The following is a 23683-nucleotide window of genomic DNA, read 5'->3' as shown; positions in this document are numbered from 1 at the left end:
GGAAAAAAGCCTCCTGACCCGCTATCATGACGGATTACCGATAGCGGGTTTTGCCCGTCAAGAAACAGGAGAAGACAGATGAAGTTTATTGGAGCGCACGTTAGCGCCTCGGGTGGCCTGGAAAACGCCGCCATTCGCGCCCACGAACTGGAAGCCACCGCTTTTGCCCTGTTCACCAAGAATCAACGCCAGTGGCGCGCCGCGCCGCTGACCAGCGAAGTTATCGACAACTTTAAGAGCGCCTGCGAAAAATACCATTATGGACCAGGCCAAATCCTCCCCCACGACAGCTACCTGATAAACCTCGGCCACCCGGTTGAAGATGCGCTGGAAAAATCCCGCGAGGCGTTTATCGACGAAATGGTGCGCTGCCAGCAGCTGGGGCTGACGCTATTGAATTTCCATCCGGGCAGCCACCTGAAGCAGATTCCGGAAGAGGAATGCCTGAAGCGCATTGCGGAGTCGATTAACATTGCGCTGGAGAAGTCTGAAGGCGTGACCGCCGTGATTGAAAACACCGCTGGCCAGGGCAGTAACCTTGGCTTCCGCTTCGAACATCTCGCGGCGATTATTGACGGCGTGGAAGATAAATCCCGCGTTGGCGTCTGCATCGATACCTGCCACGCCTTTGCCGCCGGGTACGATCTGCGCACAGAAGCTGACTGCGAAAAAACCTTTAGTGAGTTCGAACGTATCGTCGGGTTCAAATACCTGCGCGGGATGCACCTCAACGATGCCAAAAGCGAGTTTGGCAGCCGCGTTGACCGCCACAACAGCCTCGGCCTCGGGAATATCGGCCACACGCCGTTTAGCTGGATCATGCGTGACGCCCGCTTCGACGGTATTCCGTTAATTCTGGAGACTACCAACCCGGATATCTGGGCCGAAGAGATTGCCTGGCTGAAGGCACAGCAGCACGAGGAAGCGACGGCGTAATCCAAAACTTGCTGGGGCAAAGACTTCCTCCTGCCCGCAGACATGCCGGCCACAGTTCACGACCTGAGACAGCCAGATGGATAAGCTACAAGCGATGGAAGCCTTTGTTCACGTTGTGGATGCAGGTGGATTTACCCGGGCAGCAGAAATTTTAAAACTCCCGAAGGCAACGGTATCAACCCTGATCCAGGCGCTGGAAAAGTCGCTGTCGGTCAGGCTATTGAACCGGACAACCCGGCACGTCAGCGTGACGGCGGAGGGAGCCGTCTATTACGATAAATGCCTGCAAATACTCTCCGATGTGCGCGAGACGGAAGAAAGCCTGACGCACGCCAGGCTTAACCCTTCGGGGCGTCTGCGCGTCGATGCCCCGACCGGGCTCGCCAGCGAAGTGATTATTCCGGCCCTGGAGGGCTTTTTTGCTCTTTATCCCAACATTCAGCTTGAGCTGGGCTGCAGCGATCGCCAGGTCGACCTTCTGGAAGAAGGCATAGACTGCGTCATCCGCGGTGGCAGGCAGCTGACTGACTCCACGCTTATCGCCCGGCGGATAGGCACCATGCATTATGCGACCTGCGCCTCCCCGGGCTATGTGCAGCGCCACGGTGCCCCCAAACATCCCCGCGAGTTACACGATCACCGCTGCATTAATTATTTCTCCGCACGCTCGGGCAAAGCTTTTGACTGGTATTTTACCCGGGGCGGCGAACGTATACAGCTTGCCCTGAACAGCCATATCGCGCTGAGCGACAGCTATGCCTATACGGCTGCGGGTCTCTCCGGGCTGGGCATCATTCAAATGGCCAATTTTCTTACCCAGCCGATGCTGGATGATGGCCGCCTGATCGCCATCCTGGAAGAGTGGGCCATAGATCCTCTGCCCGTGTATGTTGTCTACCCGCAGAACCGCCATATTCCGACCAGAATGCGCGTATTTGTGGACTGGATTAGCCAGCTGTTCTCGCATCATCCGACAATGAATTAAACACCTGGCGTCCCGCTATATTATTTGAGGCTTGCCAGGCCTCGCCTCTTCCTCCCTGTCCCGTTTCAGCCTGCCAGGCGGCATTGTTCAAAATTCTGAACAATGTCTTCGGCCCGCGCTTATATATCATCCGCATTTATTTCAATATTATTTGCTCACCGTGAATATCTTATTCGTCTGGTGGTATTCATCCAATGAATTTAAATCAGGAGCAAAATATGAAAGAGTCAGCGATGAATAATCAGCCCGCAGGTTATATTCCGGATCAAATCTGGCAGCCTAAAACGCAGCATGGCGGGAAGTTTGCCAGCATTAATAGTCCTGTATCAGGGGCGAGATTCCAGCAGGAATTACCCGTTGGAAAACATGCTCTCCAGCTTTATTCCCAGGGGACGCCTAATGGGCAAAAAGTCACCATTATGCTGGAAGAGTTATTAGCCGCTGGCTATTCAGACGCGGAGTATGATGCCTGGCTTATTAATATTTTTAATGGCGAACAATTCGGCAGCGGGTTTGTCGATATTAATCCGAACGCTAAAATCCCGGCTCTGCTCGACCGCTCTACAACACCCGGCACCCGCGTGTTTGAAAGCGGATCGATCCTTGTCTATCTGGCCGAACGCTTCGGCGCCTTCCTGCCCACCGCCAAACAAGCGAGAGCGGAAACCTTCAACTGGCTGATGTGGCAGATGGGCTCGGCACCGTTTGTTGGCGGCGGACTGGGGCACTTTTATGCCTATGCGCCGATTAAAATTGAATACGCTATCGACCGCTACGCCATGGAAACCAAAAGGCAGCTTCACGTGCTTGATACCCATTTATCGGCAAATGAATTCCTTATCGGCGATGAATATACTATCGCCGATATGGCGGTCTGGCCATGGTATCCCGGTAGCTTATTTGGCGTTTATAACACGCACGAGTTTCTCAATATTGAGTCGTACCCCCACCTTCTGCGCTGGTATAAAGCCATCGCCAAACGCCCGGCAGTACAGCGCGGCAGGGTTGTAAATCAAATTTCCGGTGAAGCGGGAAAATATTTACCAGAACGCCATAGCACAGAAGACTTTAAACTTTTATCCCTGTAAGGAAAATGAATGAAACTTTATTTCGCACCCGGCTCCTGTGGCCTTGCCCCGCAAATTGCACTGCGCGAGTCAGAACAGAATTTCGAATTAATCAAAGTCGACTTCGCGACAAAAACAACGATTGAAGGAGATTATCTTACCGTGGCGCCGAAAGGGTCTGTGCCCGCCCTGATGCTTAATGATGGCGATGTCCTGACCGAGGTTGTGGTTCTCCTGCAGTGGATTGCCGATAACCATCCTCAGTACAAACTTCTGCCCCCGTTTGGCAGCAGAGATCGCTATTTAGCGCTGGAGTGGCTTAACTTCACCGCCACGGATTTACATCGCGGTATGGCCGTCATGTTCTCTCCGCTGATTGATGCCACCTCAAAGGCCAAATTCGCTGCGGATAACCTTGCGAGCAAATTCCGTTACATCGACGACTATTTGTTCACCAACGACTATGTGCTCGGGGAAGATTTCTCCGTGGCCGACGCCTATTTATACAACGTCCTGTCGTGGACGCCTCGCGTCAACATCAATCTTGAGAGCTATCGCTCGATCCAGCGCTTCATGCGGATGATGGAGCAGCGGCCAAGCGTTAGGGAAGCGTTAAAAGCAGAAGGGATTGCACTGCCTTCGCGTTAAGAGCCGAAAGCACAAAGCTCAGTAACAAAAATGCCCCGCAGATGCAGGGCATTTTCAGTTGCGTCAGAGATTAAGCCACTTTCGCTGCCAGCTCCGTTTCAGGACGTTTGAGGAAGGCGTAGGACAGGCCCGCCACCAGCGTACCGGCGACAATCGCCAGCAGGTAACCCAGCACTGGAGTAATCGCGCCAGGGATCAGCAGGACAAACAGGCCGCCGTGCGGGGCCATCAGTTTCGCGCCAACCGCCATGGACAGCGCCCCCGTCAACGCCCCGCCGATGATGCAGCAAGGCAGCACGCGCATCGGGTCACGGGCGGCAAACGGAATCGCCCCTTCGGTAATAAAGCACAGCCCGAGCACCAGCGCCGCTTTGCCCCCTTCCTGCTGCGCCTTATCAAACTTACGGCGAGCCACCATCGTAGCCAGGCCCAGCGCCAGCGGTGGTACCATACCCGCGGCCATGATCGCTGCCATTGGTGCGTAGGTCTGGGTACTGAGCAAGCCGACGCCAAAAGCGTAAGCCGCTTTGTTCACCGGGCCGCCCATATCGGTACACATCATGCCGCCCAGAATCGCGCCCAGCAGAACCGCGTTCGCGGTGCCCATGGTTTGCAGCCAGTGGGTCAGGCCCGCCAGGATTTTAGCCACCGGGGTGCCGATCAGGTAGATCATTGCCAGGCCAACAACCAGGCTTGAGAACAGCGGAATGATCAGGATAGGCTTCAGCGCTTCCATGCTCGGCGGCAGCTTCAGCTTCGAGCTAATCAGCTTCGCGATATAACCCGCCAGGAAACCGGCGATGATCCCGCCGATAAAGCCTGAGCCAGTGCTAACGGCCAGCATGCCACCGATAAGACCCGGCGTCAGGCCAGGACGGTCCGCAATCGAGAAGGCAATATAGCCCGCCAGAACCGGGACCATCAGCGCAAACGCAGAGCCACCACCAATTTGCATCAGCGCCGCGGCAAGTGTGCCAGGTTCCTTAAAGGCAGTGATACCGAAAGCAAAGGAGAGCGCAATACACAGGCCGCCCGCAACCACCATCGGCAGCATGTAAGACACGCCCGTCAGCAGGTGGCGATACGCCCCGGCGCTTTCTTTTTTTCCGGATTCCTGAGCCGCGCTGGCTTTACCTGCGGCTTCGTAAGGTTTGGCCTCGACAAGCGCCTTATCCAGCTCCTGAGCCGTTTTCTTCAGCGCCAGGCCTGTAGACGTGCGGTACATCGGCTTCCCGGCAAATTTAGCCAGATCCACTTCAATATCCGCCGCCACAATCACCAGATCCGCCTCGGCCACTTCTTCAGGGGTAATCGCGTTCCCTGCGCCAACGGAACCGCGGGTTTCAACCTTCACCCACCAGCCACGTTTTTTCGCTTCGGTTTCGATGGCTTCCGCCGCCATAAAAGTGTGCGCCACGCCGGTCGGGCAGGCCGTTACGGCGACAATACGCTTCGGCCCTTTTGCTGGGGCGGTTGCAACAGCTGTCGGCGCGGTATACGTATGAGCCTTACCTTTCGCTTCGCTCAGGAACAATTCCGGGTGCTGCACCGCGCGATCGATATCGCCCAGGAACACCTTTTTGCCGTTCAGCGAAGTATCAGCAGGAATGGCGTTGCCAACGACAATCGCCAGTTCGGCATCGTTCGGGTTATCAATAATGTCGAGGTGCGCTTTTGGCGCTGCGGCACCGAGCAGCGTCTTCGCGAGATACGCGCGCGCCTGCCCAAGTCCCGGTTCAATAATTAACAGCGTTTTCATTGCCTGTCTCCTGCTGTCAGTGGAAAGGTTTCAGGTCGACACGAGCCATCATGGCGGCCAGCTGTGTACGATCGGTAATGCCTACGTTGCTCTGGCTGACGGCCAGCGCCGCAACGGCGGTAGCAAGGCGCAGCGTGTGTTCGCTGGACTCGCGCATCAGCAGGCCATAAATCAGGCCGCCAACCATGGAATCCCCTGCGCCAACGGTACTAACAACTTCACAGGTGGGTGGTTTGGCAATCCATTCCCCTGACGCGTTAACCCATAGCGCGCCTTCCGCGCCTAGAGAAATCACCACATGCGCAATCCCCTGCTCGCGGAGCGCATGCGCCGCCTCAATCACATCCTTCAATTCAGGCAGCTTGCGACCGGCCCAAATTTCCAGCTCGCGACGGTTCGGTTTGACCAACCACGGTGCCGCCTTTAAACCGGCAACCAGCGCTTCGCGGCTGCTGTCGAAAATGATGCACGGACACTGGCTGCGCAAACGGGTCATCCAGTCCGTGAACGCTTCCGGGGAAACGCCCGCAGGCAGGCTGCCGCTGACGCAAACCATGTCGAACTGGCCCAGCCAGCTCAGGGAGTCCGCCACAAAGCGTTCCCAGTCCGCACCGGTGACTTCAAACCCGGAAAAGTTCAGGTCGGTGACTTCCCCGTCTTTTTCGGTCAACTTAACGTTGATGCGGGTACGGCCCTGTACGACCTGGAAGCGGTTGGCGATTCCCAACTCGCTAAACAGCTGCTGGAAGCCGTCCTGGTTGTCTTTGCCGAGGAATCCGCCTACGGTCACGTCGATGCCGAGATCTTTCAGTACTTTAGCGACGTTGATGCCCTTGCCAGCCGCATGCAGACCGGTGGTGCGCACCAGGTTTACTTCTCCACGCTCGATTTCCGGGCAAAAGCCCACCAGGTCATAGGCCGGGTTCAGGGTGATCGTTGCTACACGTCTGGTCATTACGCGCCCTCCCCCAGTCCTTCAGAGATGGCTTCGCCAATCGCTTTCAGCGCCTGTTCAGCATCTTCACCCTGCGCGGTAAAGCGCAGGCGGTGGCCTTTTTTCACACCCAGAGCAACAACTTTCATCAGGCTACGTCCATTTGCCGGTTTCCCGGTTCCATCAAGGTTTGTCACGGTAATTTCGCTATTGAATTGTTTTATGGTGTTGACCAGCGCCGTACCCGGACGGGCGTGCAGGCCGTGTTCATTACGCACGGTAAATTCGGCGCTCAGCGCTTCTTCTGCCGGGGCATCATCGCTGGTCAGCAGCGTCAGCAACGCCGGCGCATCTGCGGTTAAAAGCTTGTTGGCACGGTTGCCAATCAGCATGTCGCTCAGGCGGTTCAGCACCTGCAAGGGCTGGTCGTCGGCCACAGCGACGGTCATCAGGAGAGAAACCGGGTTTCCATCCGCTTCAAAACTGGCCGCCGGACGGCTGACAGCAACGGCGCTGGCCAGGTTACCTGCCGCGCTGTCGTTCAGCCAGATACCCTGACCGAGATACAGTGGATTACCGGCAATCACGTTGCTGACGAAAGCGGCATCAACAGCACCCGCCTGCTTCAGGCGGCCCGCGTTCAGCGCCTGAAGCGTCATCAAATCGCTGGCCTCGACGTTCAGCGCCAGCAGGCTGTTGTCCAGCAGCAGCGCGCTGCTTTGCTTCTCGCCCATCAGCAGCGCCCGGAGTTCTTCCACGCTGGTGACGGATTTCAACTGTGCAGCAACTTCGTCGTCACTCAGCACATGCGTCAACTGGCGCAGCAGGCCGAGGTGTTCGTCGGAACTGGCCGCAATACCGATCGCCACGTAAGCGGTCTGCCCTTCGCCCCACGCCACGCCCTGCGGGAACTGAAAAACCTGAACGCCGGTTTTCAGCACCAGATCGCGCGTGTCGGTGGTGCCGTGCGGGATAGCAATCCCGTTGCCTAAATAAGTGGTGGTTTGCTGCTCACGCGCCAGCATACCGTTGACGTAGCCTTCACCGACGTTGCCTGCCTGCACAAGGGCGGCGGCAACCTGGCGGATAGCGTCTTCTTTGCTCCCGGCAGCTTTGCCCGGGTGAATATCCTGCACAGATAACTGGAACATAGATCGCCTCTCTCGCTGAATTGAAACGATTCAGCTAGCTTGAGAAAAAATGCGCCATCTCGAGCTGCGGGATGCAAAAAGATGACGCTGAAACGTTTCAAGGAGTGTTGCGCTAATGCTGCATTACACGCAACATTTCTCGCATTTCTGTTTGCGAAATTTAGAGGTTCAGCACATTTTCAGTTTAGCAGACCGGACGTTCAGCGCACTGACAACTGTTTATAACCCGGCATCAGCAAATTTCAGCTTTGGCAACGTATAGCCGAAGCGGCCTTCGCTTCCTGGATAATTTGTGCGAGTTCCCGCGCAGGACTTAAGGGTAAATCTGTCTATTTAGGGGTAACGAGGGTACACTCCGCGCATTCTTTTTCCTGCCGCTCAAAAGTATGCAAAACGCTCCCGTTACCGCCGCCCGTAAGCCTCTGGACTTCACCTCAACTGCGTTTCTGATTGTGGCTTTTTTGACCGGCATCGCCGGGGCACTGCAAACCCCAACGCTAAGCCTGTTTTTAACCGATGAAGTCCACGTTCGCCCTGCGCTGGTCGGTTTTTTCTTCACCGGCAGCGCGGTGATTGGCATTCTGGTGAGCCAGTTTTTAGCCGGGCGTTCCGACCGCAAAGGCGACCGGAAAACGCTGATTTTTGCCTGCTGCCTGCTCGGTGCGCTGGGCTGCATCCTGTTCGCCTGGAACCGTAACTACTTTATTTTGCTGTTCGTCGGGGTGTTTCTAAGCAGCTTCGGCTCCACCGCCAACCCGCAGATGTTTGCGCTTGCCCGCGAGCATGCCGACAGCACCGGGCGTGAAGCGGTGATGTTCAGCTCTATCCTCCGCGCACAGGTGTCTCTTGCCTGGGTGATTGGGCCGCCAATTGCCTACGCGCTGGCGATGGGGTTTGGCTTCAAGGTGATGTACCTGAGTGCGGCGTTTGCCTTTGTGATTTGCGGCGCGATGGTGTGGCTCTTTTTGCCGTCCATGCGCAAAGAACCGGTGGCAAAAGCAGAAGCCCGGCTCGAGTCACCGCGTCGCAACCGCCGCGACGCCCTGCTCCTGTTCGCCGCCTGTACCATGATGTGGGGCTGTAACAGCCTCTATATCATCAATATGCCGCTTTACATTATCAATGAGTTACACCTCCCGGAGAAGCTCGCCGGGATCATGATGGGCACCGCAGCCGGGTTAGAAATCCCGACCATGCTGATTGCGGGCTACTACGCCAAACGCTTCGGCAAGCGCTTCCTGATGCGCTTTGCCGTTGCCGCCGGGTTGCTTTTCTACGTCGGAATGGTAACGCTGACCAATGAATATATGCTGCTGGGGCTGCAGCTGCTCAACGCTATCTTTATCGGGATTTTGGCTGGGATCGGCATGATCTATTTTCAGGATCTTATGCCTGGACAGGCAGGGGCCGCCACCACGCTGTATACCAACACCACGCGCGTAGGTTGGATCATTGCCGGTTCACTCGCCGGCGTGGTGGCCGAGATCTGGAACTATCACAGCGTCTTTTTCATCGCACTGGGGATGATAGCCGTCAGTATTTATTGCATGGCCCAAATCAAAGATATTTAAGGTGCCGTCGCGGCTTCAAGGTGGAGCAGGTAGGTCATTGCCTGCTGGCGTGAGGTACCGCACATCTCTCTGGCAGGCTGGAGGCCGCCGCAGACTTTAGGCCGCAAAGGCGATCCAAACAGCTTGCAGCGCAGGCGTTCGTCCAGCTGAATACAGGGCGTGTTGGCGGGCTTCCCCTCCGGCATACCGGGGATAGGCGTTGATATAGAAGGCGCAGTACAGCAAGCGCCGCAGTCAGGACGACAATCCATTTACGTTTCCACCGGCGTCAAAAGGTGCGTGACAATAGCAGACCCACTGCCTGCGTCAATCTAACAATTCATTTAACATCATTCCTGCTTTCAGGATACACTTGCGCCACAACGACTACGGATCGGTAACGTTTTGTCACGGCGCAATCACTTTCACCAAACAGCCTGCTGGCTGGCGCTGCTTGCCGTTGCCATGCTGTTTATTGCACCGGTTATTTCAAAATCGCTGATGCACCATTCAGCCTGCGAACACAGCAGCATGATGATGACAATGGACATGTCTGACATGGACCATCACATGCCTGTGCCCGAACCGTGCCCTCAGGCGTCAATGCCGCACAATATGCTGATGTCCGGCCCGGGCATGTCGCCGGGAGAAGAAATCGCCTGCGGCTATTGCCAGCTGCTGATCCACCTGCCTTTTATTGAATTCTGCCTCACCGTTTTACTACTGTTATTGTTGATTTGCGTGCGCCGGACGCCGGTGGTCGCACTCTGCTGCGCGGCGATTTCTCGCCCCTGGTCACCTCACCCGGCCCGCGCCCCGCCCTCTGCTGCCTGTTACTTCGCTTAAAACACCAATAATTAACCGCGTAATGCCGAAGGCAACGCTGAAGCGTTGTCTCGAGTTGTTCTTTTTATAAAGAGCGTCAACGTTACGCCTGAAGGACAGTAAGGCAATGATGAAAACACATTTAAAGCCGCTGGTATCCTGGATACTGCTGGCTATCACTTCTCCCGCAGCCATCGCGGCGGGTTCGCATGACACGATGACTATGCCGGACAATGCCGTGATGATCGTCACCTCTCCGGCATCATCACCGCTGGAAGTTGTGACCTCCCCTAAAACGCCGCGTCAGCCTGTGCCAGCCAGCGACGGATCTGACTACCTGAAAACCATCCCCGGTTTCTCACAAATCCGCAACGGCGGCACCAACGGCGACCCGGTTTTTCGCGGCATGTTCGGTTCTCGCCTGCGTATTCTGACCAATAATGGTGTAATGCCGGGGGCCTGTCCGGCCAGAATGGATGCCCCAAGTTCATATATTTCACCGGAGAGCTTTGATCTGCTGACGCTGATTAAAGGGCCGGAAAGCGTGCTATGGGGGCCAGGTAACTCCGCGGGAACCGTCCGCTTCGACAGGGAACCGCCGCGCTTTGATAAAGCGGGCATCCAGGGCACGGCCAGCTTGCTTACTGCCTCTAATCAGCGCTGGGACAGCAATGCAGACGTCAGTCTGGGGAGTGAAGAGGGCTATCTACGCCTGATTGGCAATAAGTCCCATTCCGGCGATTATGAAGACGGCAACGGCAACCGGGTAGCCTCAAAGTGGGATAAATGGAACGCCGATGTTGCGCTGGGCTGGACGCCTAACAAAGACACATTGCTGGAGTTGACGGCTGGTAAAGGCAACGGCGAAGCCCGCTACGCGGGCCGCAGTATGGACGGTTCCCAGTTCAGGCGCGACAGCCTCGGGGCGCGCTTTGAAATGTCGAACATCGGCGAGGTGTTCAACAAGTTTGAAAGTAGCGTCTACTACAACTACGCCAATCATATTATGGACAACTATTCCCTGCGCTCGCCGGGGACAATGCCCAGCGGCATGTCCGGCGGGCATATGGCCTCCTCGATGGGCATGGATATGGGCAGTTCGATGGACATGGGTTCATCCATGAGCATGAATATGCCGATGGCGATGGCGATGCAGCTCGATCGCCGCACGGTTGGCGGGCGCATGATGGGCACGTGGCTGTGGTCTGACTACGAACTGCGCAGCGGTATCGACGGGCAGCAAAGCACCCACCGCAGCAAACAGGACGCCGGCTGGAAGCAGGATGCCCGTTTCCAGGACGCAGGTATATTTAGCGAACTGACCTGGAATGCCACCGACAGCAGCAAAGTTATCGGCGGGGCGCGCCTCGATCGAACTCGCGTCAATAATGATACGGACGCAGGTGCCAGCGTGCGGAGCAAAACGCTACCGGCAGGTTTTGTGCGCTACGAACAAACGCTGAGCGATATCCCCGTCATGCTGTACGCTGGCGTGGGCTACACCGAGCGCTTCCCGGATTACTGGGAGCTGTTTTCCCCCACCTACGGGCCGGACGGCACTAAAAATGTCTTCGATAAGCTGAAAACGGAAAAAACGACGCAGCTGGATATTGGCGCCCAGTACAGCGGGGAGCGCTTCAACAGCTGGGTTTCCGCGTACCTTGGCCGGGTGAATGATTTTATTCTCTTCCGCTATGACCCCAGTAACGCCCGTGTCAGTCAGGCAGATAACGTGGACGCCACCATTATGGGAGGCGAAATGGGCATGAGCTACGCGCTGACCGAAGCCTGGAAGGCGGACGCAAGCCTGGCGTATGCCTGGGGGCAAAACACCAGTGACCATCAGCCGCTGCCGCAAATAGCTCCGCTGGAAACGCGCCTGGGCCTGACGTGGGAGCGAGGGGACTGGAGCAGCACCGGCCTGCTGCGGCTGGTCAGCAGCCAGCATCGCGTGGCGCTGAATGAGGGTAACGTGGTCGGGAAAGACTTCGATAAAAGCAGCAGCTTTGCGATTTTTTCCGCCAACGCTGCTTACCGTCTAAGCAAAGCCATCAAGCTCAGCGCAGGGGTCGATAACCTGTTGAACAAAACCTACAGCGAACACTTGAACCTGGCGGGCAATAGCAGCTTTGGCTATTCGTCCAATACCCCGGTCAATGAACCAGGCCGGACGGTCTGGGGCAAAGTGAACGTCACGTTTTAATTACCTGGCCCCGGTTGTCGGGGCCATTACGCTTAATCATTTCCCAGCCAGGAGGCTGATATGCTTACAAAACTTCGTACGCCAGAAGGTAAAAAGTTCCTTATCGCGGTTGCCATCGTTTTCACTATTGTCGTGTCGCTTATTTCGAAGGTGACCTTTGAAGGCGTGGAAGAGCAGTACAACTGGCCAATGGAACAGTGGACGCTGGACATGTTTATCATGCAGGGCGCATGGGTCACTATCTACACGATCATGTTCACTATTCTATGTTCGCTGCCGTTTGCTTTCTATTTCTTAGCGCCTAAGGATGGCCGCGGCTAAGGCGCTTTAAGACACCGGCGTGTCGGCAAAGCAGGATGTTGTCGGCACGTTTGCCTTAAGCCCCTTGCTTTTGTGCTTCTTTATTAAATCCGCTTGCCTGAAACGCGCCTCACGAGTACTTTGACGCAATATTTTCGCATCTCAATTTTTGACAGGAAACACCGATGGCAAGAGCTAACGAAATCAAAAAAGGCATGGTACTCAATTACAATGGCAAGCTGCTGATTGTTAAAGACATTGATATCCAGGCTCCCAGCGCACGCGGCGCAGCAACCCTGTACAAGATGCGTTTCTCCGATGTTCGCACCGGGCAGAAAGTGGAAGAGCGCTTCAAAGGTGATGATATCGTTGACACCATCACCCTGACCCGCCGCTTCGTTGACTTCTCCTATATCGACGGCAACGAATACGTGTTCATGGATAAAGAAGATTACACGCCGTACATCTTCACCAAAGACCAGATCGAGGAAGAGCTGCAGTTCATTCCCGAAGGCGGTATGCCGGACATGCAGGTTCTGACCTGGGACGGCCAGCTGCTGGCGCTGGAGCTGCCGCAGACCGTGGATCTGGAAATCATCGAAACGGCTCCGGGCATCAAAGGCGCTTCCGCCAGCTCCCGTACCAAGCCAGCAACGCTGTCCACCGGCCTGGTGATTCAGGTGCCGGAATATATGGTTGCCGGGGAAAAAATCCGCATTCATATCGCAGAAAAACGCTCCATGGGCCGCGCAGACTAATAATAAATGACGCTCCTTCGGGCGCGTTATGCCTGCTGACAAAGAGGGAAAAACGTGATTTTTCCCCTCTTTGTGATTATCAGCCGAAAATCAACAAATTGATTTTCCTGGTTTTTAATAGATCGTCTGGTGTTTTTCCTCTCGTCAGAGGTCAATCACTGTCTGAGCGCTTCTTAGGGAGCGTTTTTTTTGTTCTCACAACCAAAGTTATTATACCAATTTCACCATACCGCTCTATTATCAGACCTGCATCACACAAAAGCGATTAACTAAACAGACCAATTTTATTTCCTGTCATACAGCTTTACACTGCATAGATTCCCACCTCCCTACACAGGATGCGACTCTATGGATACCCTTGCCACCGCTTCACTTCCGGATACCGTTCAACGGCCAAACTACGACCGCCGCGCGCTTAAAACCCGTATCGTGCATTTTGGGTTTGGCGCTTTCCACCGTGCGCATCAGGCCCTGCTCACCGATCGGGTGCTCAACAAACTGGGCGGCGACTGGGGGATCTGTGAGATTAGCCTGTTTAACGGCGATAAGCTGATGCACGATCTCAGGCAACAGGATCATCTTTTCACGGTGCTGGAAAAAGGGGCGGCGGGAAACCAGGCGCGGGTCATCGGCGCCGTGAAAGAATGTCTGAATGCGAAGCTAGATGGCATGGAAGCCCTCATAGAGAAGTTTTGTGAACCGCAGGTCGCCATTGTCTCCCTGACCGTGACTGAAAAAGGCTACTGCATCGATCCTGCCTGCGGAAAACTTGATCCTACCAATGAGCGGATTATTCACGATCTGGCGTCGCCGGAATCTCCGCATTCCGTACCAGGAATACTTGTGGAGGCGCTAAGCCGTCGCCGTGAGCGTGGGCTAAGCCCGTTTACGGTCTTATCCTGCGATAACATTCCTGATAACGGGCACCTGGTTCGCCAGGCCGTTCTGGGTATGGCCGAGAGTCGAAGCGCCGGGCTGGCAGAATGGATTGCCAAAGAAGTCACCTTCCCCAGCACCATGGTCGACCGCATTGTTCCGGCGGCCACGGAGGAATCGCTGCAGGAAATTGCCGAAATACTAGGCGTACAAGATCCCTGCGCCATTGCCGCCGAGCCGTTTATTCAGTGGGTCGTCGAAGATAATTTCGTCGCCGGTCGCCCGGAATGGGAAGCCGTCGGGGTGGAAATGGTTGACGATGTGGTGCCCTACGAGCAGATGAAGCTGCGGATGCTCAACGGCAGCCACTCATTTCTGGCTTATCTCGGCTACCTCGCCGGTTACCCGCATATTAATGATTGTATGGCTGACGAACATTTTGCCCGTGTAGCAAAGCACCTGATGCTGCAGGAGCAGGCGGTGACGCTGAATATTCGGGGCGTCGACTTGAATCAGTACGCCGCCAGCCTGCTCGAGCGGTTCGCAAATCCGGCGCTAAAGCACCGTACCTGGCAAATTGCCATGGACGGCAGTCAGAAGCTCCCTCAGCGCTGGCTGGAAAGCGTGCGCTGGCATCTGGCAAACGGGAGCAGTTGGCCATGCCTGGCGCTCGGGATCGCAGGCTGGATGCGCTACGTTAGCGGCCTCGACGAACAGGGCCATGCGATTGACGTTCGCGATCCGCTCCAGGGCAAAATCCAGATGCTGGTTAGCGACAGCGGCGAAAACGAACGCGTCAGCGCTCTCCTCAGCCTGAACGAAATTTTTGGTGATGACCTGCCCAAAAACGAAACGTTTGTTGAAAACGTGCAGCACGCCTGGCAGCAACTCATCCGCCTGGGCGCACGCGGCGCGGTCGAAAACTTGCGCTTAAGTTAACAATCAATGCGCTTAACGTGGTCTTACCGTGCGGTAAGCCGCGTTAAGGCTTCTCTTTTCTCCGGGTTGTCGTCAGGATAGTCAGCGTAAATGATGAATAATCACTGATAGATTGACGTGGTTTACAGGTAGTAAACCCCCGGAGTCACCGTGACAAAAACGAATTTAATTACCGGCTTTCTGGGCAGCGGTAAAACCACCACCATTTTGCATTTACTGGCCAACAAGCCCACCGATGAAAAATGGGCGGTGCTGGTCAATGAATTTGGCGAAGTGGGGATTGACGGCGCCCTGCTGGCAGACAGCGGTGCGCTGCTGAAAGAGATCCCTGGCGGCTGTATGTGCTGCGTTAACGGCCTGCCGATGCAGGTCGGCCTCAATACGCTGCTGCGCCAGGGCAAGCCCGACCGCCTGCTGATTGAACCTACCGGCCTTGGCCACCCAAAACAAATCCTGGACATACTCACCGCCGACGTATATCAGCCGTGGATTGACCTGCGGGCCACGCTTTGCCTGCTCGACTCGCGCCAACTTCTGGATGAAAAAGCCCTGAATAATGACAACTTCCGCGATCAGCTTGCCGCGGCGGACATCATTGTAGCCAACAAGCAAGATCGCGCCACGCCGGAAAGCCAGGCCGCTTTAGCGCGCTGGTATCAAAACAATGGCGACAGCCGCGAACTTATGCACGTAGAAAAAGGGGCCGTCAGCATTGCGCTTCTCGACAAACCAAGACAGAACCAACGCGAGCTGCCGCAAAGCCCTGAGCACCAGCATGTTCAATCGGTTCCTCATGGTCTTGCTGCGCTGAGCCTGCCGGGGCATCAGCGCTGGCGCCGGAGCGTGAACAGTGGGCAGGGTTATTACGCCTGTGGCTGGATTTTCGATGAAGAAACCGTGTTCGACACTATTGGCCTGCTGGAGTGGGCACGTCTTGCCCCGGTTGAGCGAGTCAAAGGCGTGTTGCGTATTCCCGAAGGCCTGGTACGTATCAACCGCCAGGGCAACGACCTGCATATTGAAACGCAACCCTCGCCACCGCTGGATAGCCGCATCGAATTGATTCACCCGGCTCAGCCCGACTGGAACGTCCTGCAAGCCAGCCTGTTGAGCCTACGTTTAAGTTAGCGCATCTACCTTTGCGCCCCCGTAATGAGATTTAGAAGCTGTACCATGATTAATCGCCTCCCTCTTATCCTGCTGCTGAACGTCCTGGGCATTGCCCTGTTCTTTAGCTGGTACCTGCCAGAGAACCATGTATTTTGGTTCAACATTGACGCCACGCTGTTCCATTTCTTTAATAATGAATTGGTTAGGAGCCATACCTTTTTAACGCTGATTGCCATCACCAATAACCGGGCCTTCGACGGCATTTCGCTGCTGGCGATGGGCGCGCTGTTTTCCTGGTTCTGGCTGCATGAAGACGGCGCTGGCCGCCGCCGCCTGGTGCTGATGGGCGTGGTGATGCTGCTGTGCGCCGTGGTCATCAACCAGCTCGGCCACCTTATCCCGGTGGTGCACGCCAGCCCTACGCTGTACTTTAAAGACATTCATCGCGTCAGCGAACTGCTGCACTTCCCGACAAAAGACGCCTCAAGCGATAGCTTCCCCGGCGATCACGGCCTGATGCTGCTTATCTTCACCGGTTTTATGCTGCGTTATTTCGGCCCACGAGCGTTTCTTATTGCCCTCGCGATCTTCTTTATCTTCTCTTCGCCAAGAATAATGATAGGCGCGCACTGGTTCACCGATGTCTACGTCGGGTCAGTCTCTATTGCTCTGGTTGGCCTGCCCTGGGTGCTATTAACCCCAGTCAGCGACCGGTTAATTTCTATACTGAACCGCACTGTTCCGGGAAAATATAAAGCGTCCCGCTGACGGTTAATAAGTGATGAAGAGAGTCACCGAACAGAGGCCCGCCCGGGCCTCTGTTTATTTTTTCAGCATCATGACAGCCATATGAATATTTACTCATACAAAATCCGCTTCAATTTGAATGGCCTGGCGATAAAACCAGCAGCATCGCCGATCATTTGTTCGAAATAACCTTTCGCGACGAATCATCACAATTTCTTATAAAAATAAGAATAAAAACGCTCGCATAGCCTGGTTTTATCGGGTAGTCTCGGGAAAGTTTGCTCTGCGGCTGATCTATTTGTGCTGTGAATAAAAGTGTGCGATGTTCCACATTTTTGCGCATGAATAATTGTCTCGTGGCTTTTAGGTAATTAGTCTCGTCACGTTGGTATTTTTGTATAACGAATTATTCGTTAAGGACATCAAGGGAAAACAAACAAAATGGTCAAATCTCAGCCTATTTTGAGATACATCTTGCGGGCGATACCCGCGATTGCGGTGGCAGTTATGCTCTCCGCCTGTAGTTCGACTAACACAGCAAATATGCATTCTGAGACGCATGCAGTCGGTGAAAAAGATGGTTTTTTACTGCAAGCCTCTCAGGATGAATTCGAAGAGATGGTTCGTAATGTTGACGTGAAGTCACGCATTATGGAGCAATACGCGAGCTGGAAAGGTGTACGCTACCGTCTTGGCGGCAGCAGCAGAGCTGGTATTGATTGTTCTGCCTTCGTGCAGCGCACTTTCCAGGAACAGTTTGGTTTAACCCTGCCTCGTTCAACGTCTGAGCAGCAGGACTCCGGTAAATCTGTCTCGCGTAACAAGCTACGCACCGGTGATTTAGTGCTGTTCCGTGCAGGCTCAACTGGCCGTCACGTAGGCATCTACATTGGCAATAACCAATTTGTACATGCTTCCACCAGCAGCGGCGTTGTGATCTCCAGCATGGACGAGCCTTACTGGAAGAAGCGTTACAACGAAGCGCGCCGGGTGCTAAGCCGCAGCTAACGCCGCCACAAGATATGTTTTGTTGAGAGTTATTCCCTTGGCTACTCAGCAAAACCACCAACGTTAAAAACGCTGCCAATGCAGCGTTTTTTTATGCCTAAAATTCAGACGGTTACTCTTTCCTCTTAAAATTAAAAAATGAAATAGTTACCTTGTGAAACAAGTTAAACAATTTCCTGGTTATGGGTTATAGTCAGAAAAAAGCACAAAACAAACGATGATTCGCTTGCCCCTGCGGGACTCATAATTCCATGTCTTATAGAAATATTTTTTCACGCTACTTTAGCACCCCAAAGCAGATAGTCGCGTTTAGCCTGCTAATGGGATTATTTGCCGCATTATTTATCGGCGGGCTAACCAGCCTGGCGCTCCATTCAAAGCGAGAGTCCGCCTATAACCTTCTCTCTCGCGACATCAGCAACTACCTCGATAGCTTCTTCAAAGATCTTCACGCCACCGCCGACGGCATCCAGCCCTTAACCATGAGCGAGTGTGGGAGTGTCAGCGGCGAACTGACTTCCCGGGCAGCTTTTAACGTCAATGTTCGCGCGTTTTTATTAGTCAGAAATGGCATTGCCTACTGCTCTTCCGCCACCGGCAACATGGAAATGTCGATGGATGCGCTGGAGCCCGAGCTGAACATCAATAAAACCGTCGACCTGGCGATTATGAACGGCACGCCAATGATGCCGGGCAAGCCGGTGATTGCCGTCTGGTTTCTTAATCCGCTGGCCTCGGGGCGCGGCGTTTTTACCACGCTAAACGTCAATCTTACGCCCTACCTGGTTTTCACCTCCCGCCAGCAGGATATCAGTTCTATGGCGCTGGTGGTGGGCAACAAGGCGCTAACGTCCTATTCGCCGGACGTGATAAATACCGATGAGCTTCCCCCCTCGCCCACCAGAATCTCTGTTCTTAACGGGTACCCGATAAAACTCTACATTTATGGTACACCGTGGCCGCTCGAGGACATTCAACTGGCTATTCTGGCCGGGTTATTATCAGGCCTGCTGAGCGTAGCGCTGTGCGGCTACTTTCTGTCGGTCAAGGTACGGGCGGGGAAAGAAATTCTTACCGGCATCAAGCGGGGGCAATTTTTTGTTGTTTACCAGCCCGTGGTCGACTCACAGGCTCTGCAGATGCGTGGCATAGAGGTGCTGATGCGCTGGGAGCACCCAACGGCGGGTATGATCCCTCCGGATGCGTTTATCGGCTTTGCCGAAGCTCAGCAGTTGATTGTGCCACTCACGCGCCATTTGTTTGAATTGATTGCCCGGGACGCGCCCACGCTGCAAAAAGTTCTGCCCGCCGGGGCTAAGCTCGGCGTGAACCTCGCCCCAAGCCATCTTCACTCCCCGACGTTTAAGCAGGACATTCAGGCCTTCGCCGCGTCACTGCCGCCGCACCATTTCCAGTTAGTGTTTGAGATAACCGAACGCGACATGCTGAAAGAAAAAGAGGCGATGGGCATTTTCGCCTGGCTACACGAACAGGGGTTTGAAATTGCGGTGGATGACTTCGGCACCGGCCACAGCGCCCTGATTTACCTCGAGCGTTTTACGCTGGATTATCTGAAAATTGACCGCGGCTTCGTCAACTCTATCGGTATGGAAACGGTGACCGCGCCGGTGCTGGACGCCGTGCTAACGCTGGCTCAGCGCCTGAACATGAACACGGTAGCGGAAGGGGTAGAAACGCCGGAGCAGGCGAAATGGCTTATCGAACGCGGCTGTAACTTCCTGCAGGGATATTACTTCAGCCGCCCTCTGACCCTAAGCCAGCTTGTCAGCTGGAACCCTTCCCACACGCTTTATGACGAATTGAAAGACTGACAGGCATTGCGCAATCTTCACCGGCTAACTTATGATTAACCATCATGGGCTTACCGGGCGCGGCCGAGTGACGCCTGCGCTTTCCCACCCACCGGGCAAGGAATGAAGATGACAAAAGCTGTACGTGCACTGATGCTGCTTTGCCTGAGCACCTTTTCCCTTACGCCACGCGCCGCAGAGATAAACGAAAGCTACTCTTTTGCCGTCCTGGGCGAACCTAAATACGCCGTCAACTTCACGCAGTTTGATTACGTCAATCCCGCAGCCCCCAAGGGCGGCAATATCACGCTCTCGGCCATTGGCACTTTCGATAACTTCAACCGTTTTGCAATGCGGGGTAACCCGGGCGTTCGCACCGACACGCTGTATGACACCCTGTTCACCACTTCCGACGACGAACCGGGCAGCTATTATCCTTTGATTGCCGAGATGGCCCGCTACCCGTCCAACTTTGCCTGGGCGGAAGTGTCCATTAACCCGCGCGCCCGCTTTCAGGACGGTAGCCCAATTACCGCTCAAGACGTCGCGTTTACCTTCAATAAATTCATGACGGAGGGCGTGCCGCAGTTCCGCCTGATTTACAAAGGGGCAACGGTACGCGCCATTGCGCCGCTCACCGTGCGTATTGAGCTTGCCACACCAAGCAAAGACCGAATGCTGGGCCTGCTTTCGCTACCGGTGTTCCCGGAGAAGTTCTGGAAGGATCATAAGCTGAGCGACCCGCTCTCTACCCCACCGCTTTCCAGCGGGCCCTATAAAATCACCGACTGGAAAATGGGGCAATACATTACCTATTCGCGAGTGCGGGATTACTGGGCGGCAAATCTGCCGGTAAACCGCGGGCGCTGGAACTTTAATACCATCCGCTACGACTACTATCTCGATGATGACGTCGCTTTTGAGGCGTTCAAGGCCGGGGCATTTGATTATCGCACTGAAGTCTCAGCCAAAAACTGGGCCACGCGCTACATCGGGAAAAACTTCAGCAACCATTACATCGTCAAGGATGAGCAGAAAAACGAATCCGCCCAGGACACCCGCTGGCTGGCGTTTAACATCCAGCGCCCCATTTTCAGCGACCGCCGGGTAAGGGAAGCCATCGGCCTGGCCTTTGATTTTGAGTGGATGAACAAAGCGCTGTTTTATGGCGCATACAGCCGGGCCAACAGCTATTTCCAGAATACGGAATATGCCGCTCGCGGTTACCCGGACGCCGACGAACTGATGCTGCTGGCGCCGATGAAAAAGGATCTCCCGCCGGAGGTCTTCACCTCAATCTATAACCCGCCGAAATCAGACGGACGCGGGTTTGACCGGGAAAACCTGCTCAAGGCACTCAGCCTGCTGAAAGAAGCGGGCTGGGAGTTAAAAGACCAGAAGCTGGTGAATATCAGTACCGGCCAGCCGTTTGTGTTCGAACTGCTGACCGGCACGGCCGGCAACACGCAATGGATCCTCCCCTTCCAGCGCAACTTGCAGCGCCTGGGCATCACCATGAATATCCGCCAGGTCGATAACTCGCAGCTTTCAAGCCGCCTGCGCAGCCGCGACTACGACATGATGCCAAGTTTATACCGCGCAATGCCTTACCCAAGCCCGGATTTGCAAATTATCTGGGCCTCAGAGTACATCAATTCCAGCTATAACGCGCCGGGGGTACAAAGCCCGGTGGTCGACAAGCTCATTGAGATGATTATCGCCAACCAGGGCGACAAGAAAAAACTGCTGCCGCTGGGCCGTGCCCTTGACCGCGTGCTGACCTGGAACAACTACATGTTGCCGATGTGGTATATGTCGGCCGACCGCCTGGCCTGGTGGAATAAGTTCTCCCGCCCCGCCATTCATCCGCTCTACAGCACCGGGTTTGATAACTGGTGGTATGACGTCAACAAAGCGGCGAAGCTGCCCGCCGACCGACGTCAGGGGGAATAACGTGGGCGCTTATATTCTGCGGCGTTTGCTGCTTATCATTCCCACGCTGTGGGCAATAATCACCATCAACTTTTTCATCGTGCAGATTGCCCCCGGTGGGCCGGTGGATCAGGCCATTGCCGCAATACAAATGGGCCACACAACTGGCATGCCGGGCATGAGCAACGACGCTATGGGCAGCGGTCATGCCCGAACGGGCGTGGGTGACGCCACCAACAGCCAGTATCGTGGGGGCCGCGGCCTTGACCCGGAAGTCATTGCCGATATTGTGCATCGCTACGGGTTCGACAAACCGCTACACGAGCGCTATTTCACTATGCTCGGCGACTACTTGCGTTTTGACTTTGGCAACAGCCTGTTCCGAAGCTCCTCGGTGATTAAGCTGATAAAAGACAGCCTCCCCGTTTCCATTTCCATCGGCCTGTGGAGCACGCTGATTATTTATCTGGTGTCGATTCCGCTGGGGATCCGTAAGGCGGTCAGCAATGGCAGCAGCTTTGATATCTGGAGCAGCATTTTCATCATTATCGGCTACGCCATTCCGGCTTTTTTGTTTGCCATCCTGCTGATTGTGCTGTTTGCCGGCGGGACTTATCTCGACTGGTTCCCGCTGCGAGGACTAACGTCGGCCAATTTTGACGCCCTGCCCTGGTACAGCAAAATCACTGACTATCTGTGGCACATCACGCTGCCGGTGCTGGCGACGGTTATCGGCGGCTTTGCCACGTTAACTATGCTGACGAAAAACTCCTTTCTCGATGAAATTCGCAAGCAATACGTGGTGACGGCGCGAGCCAAAGGGCTGGATGAGAACAAAATTCTGTATCGCCACGTCTTTCGTAACGCGATGCTGCTGGTGATTGCCGGTTTCCCGGCGACGTTTATCAGCATGTTCTTCACCGGCTCGCTGCTGATTGAGGTGATGTTCTCCCTTAACGGGCTGGGCCTGTTGGGTTACGAAGCCACGATTTCCCGCGACTACCCGGTGATTTTCGGCACCCTTTATATTTTTAGTCTGATTGGCCTGCTGACCAACATCATCAGCGATGTCACCTACACGCTGGTCGACCCCCGTATTGATTTTGAGGGACGCGGATGAGCCGATTAAGCCCGGTAAACCAGGCGCGCTGGGCGCGCTTTCGTCAGAACCGTCGCGGCTACTGGTCGCTGTGGATCTTTGCGCTGATTTTTGTCCTGAGCATGGGGGCTGAGCTGGTCGCCAATGAGCACCCGCTGGTGGTGAGCTACGAAGGCAAGCTCTGGTTCCCGGCGCTGAAAAACTACAGCGAAAGTGATTTTGGCGGCCCGCTCTCAACCCCTGCGGACTACCAGGATCCCTGGCTAACGGAACGCCTGAATGAAAAAGGCTGGATCCTCTGGGCGCCGATCCGCTTTAGCAGCAACACCGTCAACTACGCCAGCAATGTCCCTTTTCCTTCCCCGCCCAGCGCACAAAACTGGCTTGGCACCGACGCCAACGGCAGCGATGTGCTGGCGAGGATCCTCTACGGCACGCGCATTTCCGTGCTCTTCGGTCTATTACTGACCTTTTTCTCCAGCATCATTGGCGTGCTGGCCGGGGCGTTACAGGGCTACTACGGCGGACGCATTGACCTGTGGGGACAACGGTTGATTGAAGTCTGGTCCGGCATGCCGACGCTGTTTTTGATCATCATGCTCTCCAGCGTGGTACAGCCCAATTTTTGGTGGCTGCTGGGTATTACCGTTTTGTTTGGCTGGATGGGGCTGGTGGGCGTTGTGCGGGCGGAATTTTTACGCACCCGCAACTTCGACTATATTCGCGCGGCGCGGGCGATGGGCGTCAGCGACTGGTCGATCATGACCCGGCATATGCTGCCCAACGCCATGGTGGCTACCCTGACCTTCCTGCCGTTCATTCTGTGTGCGTCGATAACGACATTAACCTCGCTGGATTTCCTCGGTTTTGGTCTGCCGCTGGGGTCGCCCTCGCTGGGGGAACTGGTGTTACAGGGCAAAAACAACCTTCAGGCTCCCTGGCTGGGCATCTCCGCGTTCTTATCTCTGGCCATTTTACTCTCCCTGTTAATTTTTATTGGCGAAGCGGTTCGTGACGCCTTTGATCCGGCTAAGGCGCGCTGACC

Annotated in this window: 21 protein-coding genes; 17 read left to right on the top strand and 4 right to left on the bottom strand. The window is 55.1% G+C overall.

Annotated features, from left to right (window positions below):
• Positions 1–78: 78 nt before the first annotated feature.
• The 4 genes from nfo (at position 79) to gstA (ending at position 3636) form a co-directional block, all read left to right on the top strand.
• Positions 79–936, top strand: coding sequence for a deoxyribonuclease IV (nfo, locus tag ACR6JA_RS11815; RefSeq protein WP_213712702.1), 858 nt, complete (start codon positions 79–81; stop codon positions 934–936).
• Positions 937–1012: 76 nt separating this feature from the next.
• Complete coding sequence (locus ACR6JA_RS11810; RefSeq protein ID WP_213712704.1) at positions 1013–1921, top strand: LysR family transcriptional regulator; 909 nt, start codon at positions 1013–1015, stop codon at positions 1919–1921.
• 233 nt (positions 1922–2154) lie between these two features.
• A complete protein-coding gene (gene yghU / locus ACR6JA_RS11805) occupies positions 2155–3009 on the top strand; it encodes a glutathione-dependent disulfide-bond oxidoreductase (RefSeq protein ID WP_494492815.1) in 855 nt (284 codons plus the stop codon).
• Between the two features lie 9 nt (positions 3010–3018).
• Entirely contained in the window at positions 3019–3636 is a 618-nt protein-coding gene (gene gstA / locus ACR6JA_RS11800; RefSeq protein WP_213712706.1) for a glutathione transferase GstA, read from the top strand.
• Between the two features lie 70 nt (positions 3637–3706).
• Here the strand turns inward: gstA and fruA are convergent, their stop codons facing one another.
• From fruA to fruB, 3 genes are read right to left on the bottom strand one after another with little or no spacing between them, the layout of a single operon-like run.
• Positions 3707–5395, bottom strand: coding sequence for a PTS fructose transporter subunit IIBC (gene fruA / locus ACR6JA_RS11795; protein WP_494492814.1), 1689 nt, complete (start codon positions 5393–5395; stop codon positions 3707–3709).
• A 16-nt stretch (positions 5396–5411) separates the two neighbouring features.
• Entirely contained in the window at positions 5412–6350 is a 939-nt protein-coding gene (fruK, locus tag ACR6JA_RS11790) for a 1-phosphofructokinase (protein WP_008459923.1), read from the bottom strand.
• The gene (fruB, locus tag ACR6JA_RS11785; protein WP_494492813.1) at positions 6350–7480 is read right to left on the bottom strand and encodes a fused PTS fructose transporter subunit IIA/HPr protein; all 1131 of its coding nucleotides are present in this window, start codon (positions 7478–7480) and stop codon (positions 6350–6352) included. Before fruB ends, fruK begins: the two co-directional genes overlap by 1 nt.
• Positions 7481–7866: 386 nt before the next feature.
• Here fruB and setB point away from each other — a divergent pair, with 386 nt between their 5' ends.
• Positions 7867–9051 (top strand): sugar efflux transporter SetB, encoded by a 1185-nt coding sequence (gene setB / locus ACR6JA_RS11780; protein ID WP_213712712.1) that lies wholly within the window; start codon positions 7867–7869, stop codon positions 9049–9051.
• Here setB and ACR6JA_RS11775 read toward each other — a convergent pair.
• The gene (locus ACR6JA_RS11775) at positions 9048–9302 is read right to left on the bottom strand and encodes a YkgJ family cysteine cluster protein (protein ID WP_213712714.1); all 255 of its coding nucleotides are present in this window, start codon (positions 9300–9302) and stop codon (positions 9048–9050) included. The two genes, setB and ACR6JA_RS11775, sit on opposite strands and share 4 nt — an antisense overlap.
• 133 nt (positions 9303–9435) lie before the next feature.
• Here ACR6JA_RS11775 and ACR6JA_RS11770 point away from each other — a divergent pair, with 133 nt between their 5' ends.
• From ACR6JA_RS11770 to ACR6JA_RS11715, 12 genes are all read left to right on the top strand, one after another.
• Positions 9436–9876 (top strand): DUF2946 domain-containing protein, encoded by a 441-nt coding sequence (locus ACR6JA_RS11770; protein ID WP_213712716.1) that lies wholly within the window; start codon positions 9436–9438, stop codon positions 9874–9876.
• A 109-nt stretch (positions 9877–9985) separates the two neighbouring features.
• Complete coding sequence (locus tag ACR6JA_RS11765; RefSeq protein WP_494493249.1) at positions 9986–12058, top strand: TonB-dependent receptor domain-containing protein; 2073 nt, start codon at positions 9986–9988, stop codon at positions 12056–12058.
• Positions 12059–12118: 60 nt separating this feature from the next.
• Positions 12119–12379, top strand: a complete 261-nt coding sequence (locus ACR6JA_RS11760; protein ID WP_494492812.1) for a DUF2534 family protein — start codon at positions 12119–12121, stop codon at positions 12377–12379.
• Positions 12380–12543: 164 nt separating this feature from the next.
• Entirely contained in the window at positions 12544–13116 is a 573-nt protein-coding gene (gene yeiP / locus ACR6JA_RS11755) for an elongation factor P-like protein YeiP (protein WP_008459912.1), read from the top strand.
• Between the two features lie 348 nt (positions 13117–13464).
• Positions 13465–14931, top strand: coding sequence for a mannitol dehydrogenase family protein (locus tag ACR6JA_RS11750; RefSeq protein ID WP_494492811.1), 1467 nt, complete (start codon positions 13465–13467; stop codon positions 14929–14931).
• A gap of 150 nt (positions 14932–15081) precedes the next feature.
• Positions 15082–16059 (top strand): CobW family GTP-binding protein, encoded by a 978-nt coding sequence (locus tag ACR6JA_RS11745; RefSeq protein WP_494492810.1) that lies wholly within the window; start codon positions 15082–15084, stop codon positions 16057–16059.
• A 45-nt stretch (positions 16060–16104) separates the two neighbouring features.
• Positions 16105–16809 carry a phosphatase PAP2 family protein gene (locus tag ACR6JA_RS11740; RefSeq protein ID WP_213712722.1) on the top strand — a complete coding sequence of 235 codons (705 nt, stop codon included), beginning with the start codon at positions 16105–16107 and terminating at the stop codon, positions 16807–16809.
• A gap of 420 nt (positions 16810–17229) precedes the next feature.
• The gene (gene mepS / locus ACR6JA_RS11735; RefSeq protein ID WP_213712724.1) at positions 17230–17796 is read left to right on the top strand and encodes a bifunctional murein DD-endopeptidase/murein LD-carboxypeptidase; all 567 of its coding nucleotides are present in this window, start codon (positions 17230–17232) and stop codon (positions 17794–17796) included.
• 251 nt (positions 17797–18047) lie between these two features.
• Positions 18048–19628 carry a cyclic di-GMP phosphodiesterase gene (locus ACR6JA_RS11730; RefSeq protein ID WP_494492809.1) on the top strand — a complete coding sequence of 527 codons (1581 nt, stop codon included), beginning with the start codon at positions 18048–18050 and terminating at the stop codon, positions 19626–19628.
• A 132-nt stretch (positions 19629–19760) separates the two neighbouring features.
• Complete coding sequence (locus tag ACR6JA_RS11725; RefSeq protein ID WP_494493248.1) at positions 19761–21560, top strand: extracellular solute-binding protein; 1800 nt, start codon at positions 19761–19763, stop codon at positions 21558–21560.
• A 1-nt stretch (position 21561) separates the two neighbouring features.
• Positions 21562–22659: a microcin C ABC transporter permease YejB gene (locus ACR6JA_RS11720; RefSeq protein WP_213712730.1), complete on the top strand. Its 1098-nt coding sequence runs from the start codon at positions 21562–21564 to the stop codon at positions 22657–22659.
• A complete protein-coding gene (locus tag ACR6JA_RS11715; RefSeq protein ID WP_494492808.1) occupies positions 22656–23681 on the top strand; it encodes a microcin C ABC transporter permease in 1026 nt (341 codons plus the stop codon). Before ACR6JA_RS11720 ends, ACR6JA_RS11715 begins: the two co-directional genes overlap by 4 nt.
• Positions 23682–23683 lie beyond the last annotated feature (2 nt).

Source organism: Cedecea sp. B1(4), from assembly GCF_059414925.1.
Note: the sequence above shows the minus strand (reverse complement) of the source record. Positions and strands in the feature narration are given on the sequence as shown.

Excerpts from the sequence above, each read along its gene's own strand:
- nfo (WP_213712702.1), top strand. The coding sequence starts at position 79 with ATGAAGTTTATTGGAGCGCACGTTAGCGCCTCGGGTGGCCTGGAAAAC.
- ACR6JA_RS11810 (WP_213712704.1), top strand. The coding sequence starts at position 1,013 with ATGGATAAGCTACAAGCGATGGAAGCCTTTGTTCACGTTGTGGATGCA.
- yghU (WP_494492815.1), top strand. The coding sequence starts at position 2,155 with ATGAATAATCAGCCCGCAGGTTATATTCCGGATCAAATCTGGCAGCCT.
- gstA (WP_213712706.1), top strand. The coding sequence starts at position 3,019 with ATGAAACTTTATTTCGCACCCGGCTCCTGTGGCCTTGCCCCGCAAATT.
- fruA (WP_494492814.1), bottom strand. The coding sequence starts at position 5,395 with ATGAAAACGCTGTTAATTATTGAACCGGGACTTGGGCAGGCGCGCGCG.
- fruK (WP_008459923.1), bottom strand. The coding sequence starts at position 6,350 with ATGACCAGACGTGTAGCAACGATCACCCTGAACCCGGCCTATGACCTG.
- fruB (WP_494492813.1), bottom strand. The coding sequence starts at position 7,480 with ATGTTCCAGTTATCTGTGCAGGATATTCACCCGGGCAAAGCTGCCGGG.
- setB (WP_213712712.1), top strand. The coding sequence starts at position 7,867 with ATGCAAAACGCTCCCGTTACCGCCGCCCGTAAGCCTCTGGACTTCACC.
- ACR6JA_RS11775 (WP_213712714.1), bottom strand. The coding sequence starts at position 9,302 with ATGGATTGTCGTCCTGACTGCGGCGCTTGCTGTACTGCGCCTTCTATA.
- ACR6JA_RS11765 (WP_494493249.1), top strand. The coding sequence starts at position 9,986 with ATGAAAACACATTTAAAGCCGCTGGTATCCTGGATACTGCTGGCTATC.
- ACR6JA_RS11760 (WP_494492812.1), top strand. The coding sequence starts at position 12,119 with ATGCTTACAAAACTTCGTACGCCAGAAGGTAAAAAGTTCCTTATCGCG.
- yeiP (WP_008459912.1), top strand. The coding sequence starts at position 12,544 with ATGGCAAGAGCTAACGAAATCAAAAAAGGCATGGTACTCAATTACAAT.
- ACR6JA_RS11750 (WP_494492811.1), top strand. The coding sequence starts at position 13,465 with ATGGATACCCTTGCCACCGCTTCACTTCCGGATACCGTTCAACGGCCA.
- ACR6JA_RS11740 (WP_213712722.1), top strand. The coding sequence starts at position 16,105 with ATGATTAATCGCCTCCCTCTTATCCTGCTGCTGAACGTCCTGGGCATT.
- mepS (WP_213712724.1), top strand. The coding sequence starts at position 17,230 with ATGGTCAAATCTCAGCCTATTTTGAGATACATCTTGCGGGCGATACCC.
- ACR6JA_RS11730 (WP_494492809.1), top strand. The coding sequence starts at position 18,048 with ATGTCTTATAGAAATATTTTTTCACGCTACTTTAGCACCCCAAAGCAG.
- ACR6JA_RS11725 (WP_494493248.1), top strand. The coding sequence starts at position 19,761 with ATGCTGCTTTGCCTGAGCACCTTTTCCCTTACGCCACGCGCCGCAGAG.
- ACR6JA_RS11715 (WP_494492808.1), top strand. The coding sequence starts at position 22,656 with ATGAGCCGATTAAGCCCGGTAAACCAGGCGCGCTGGGCGCGCTTTCGT.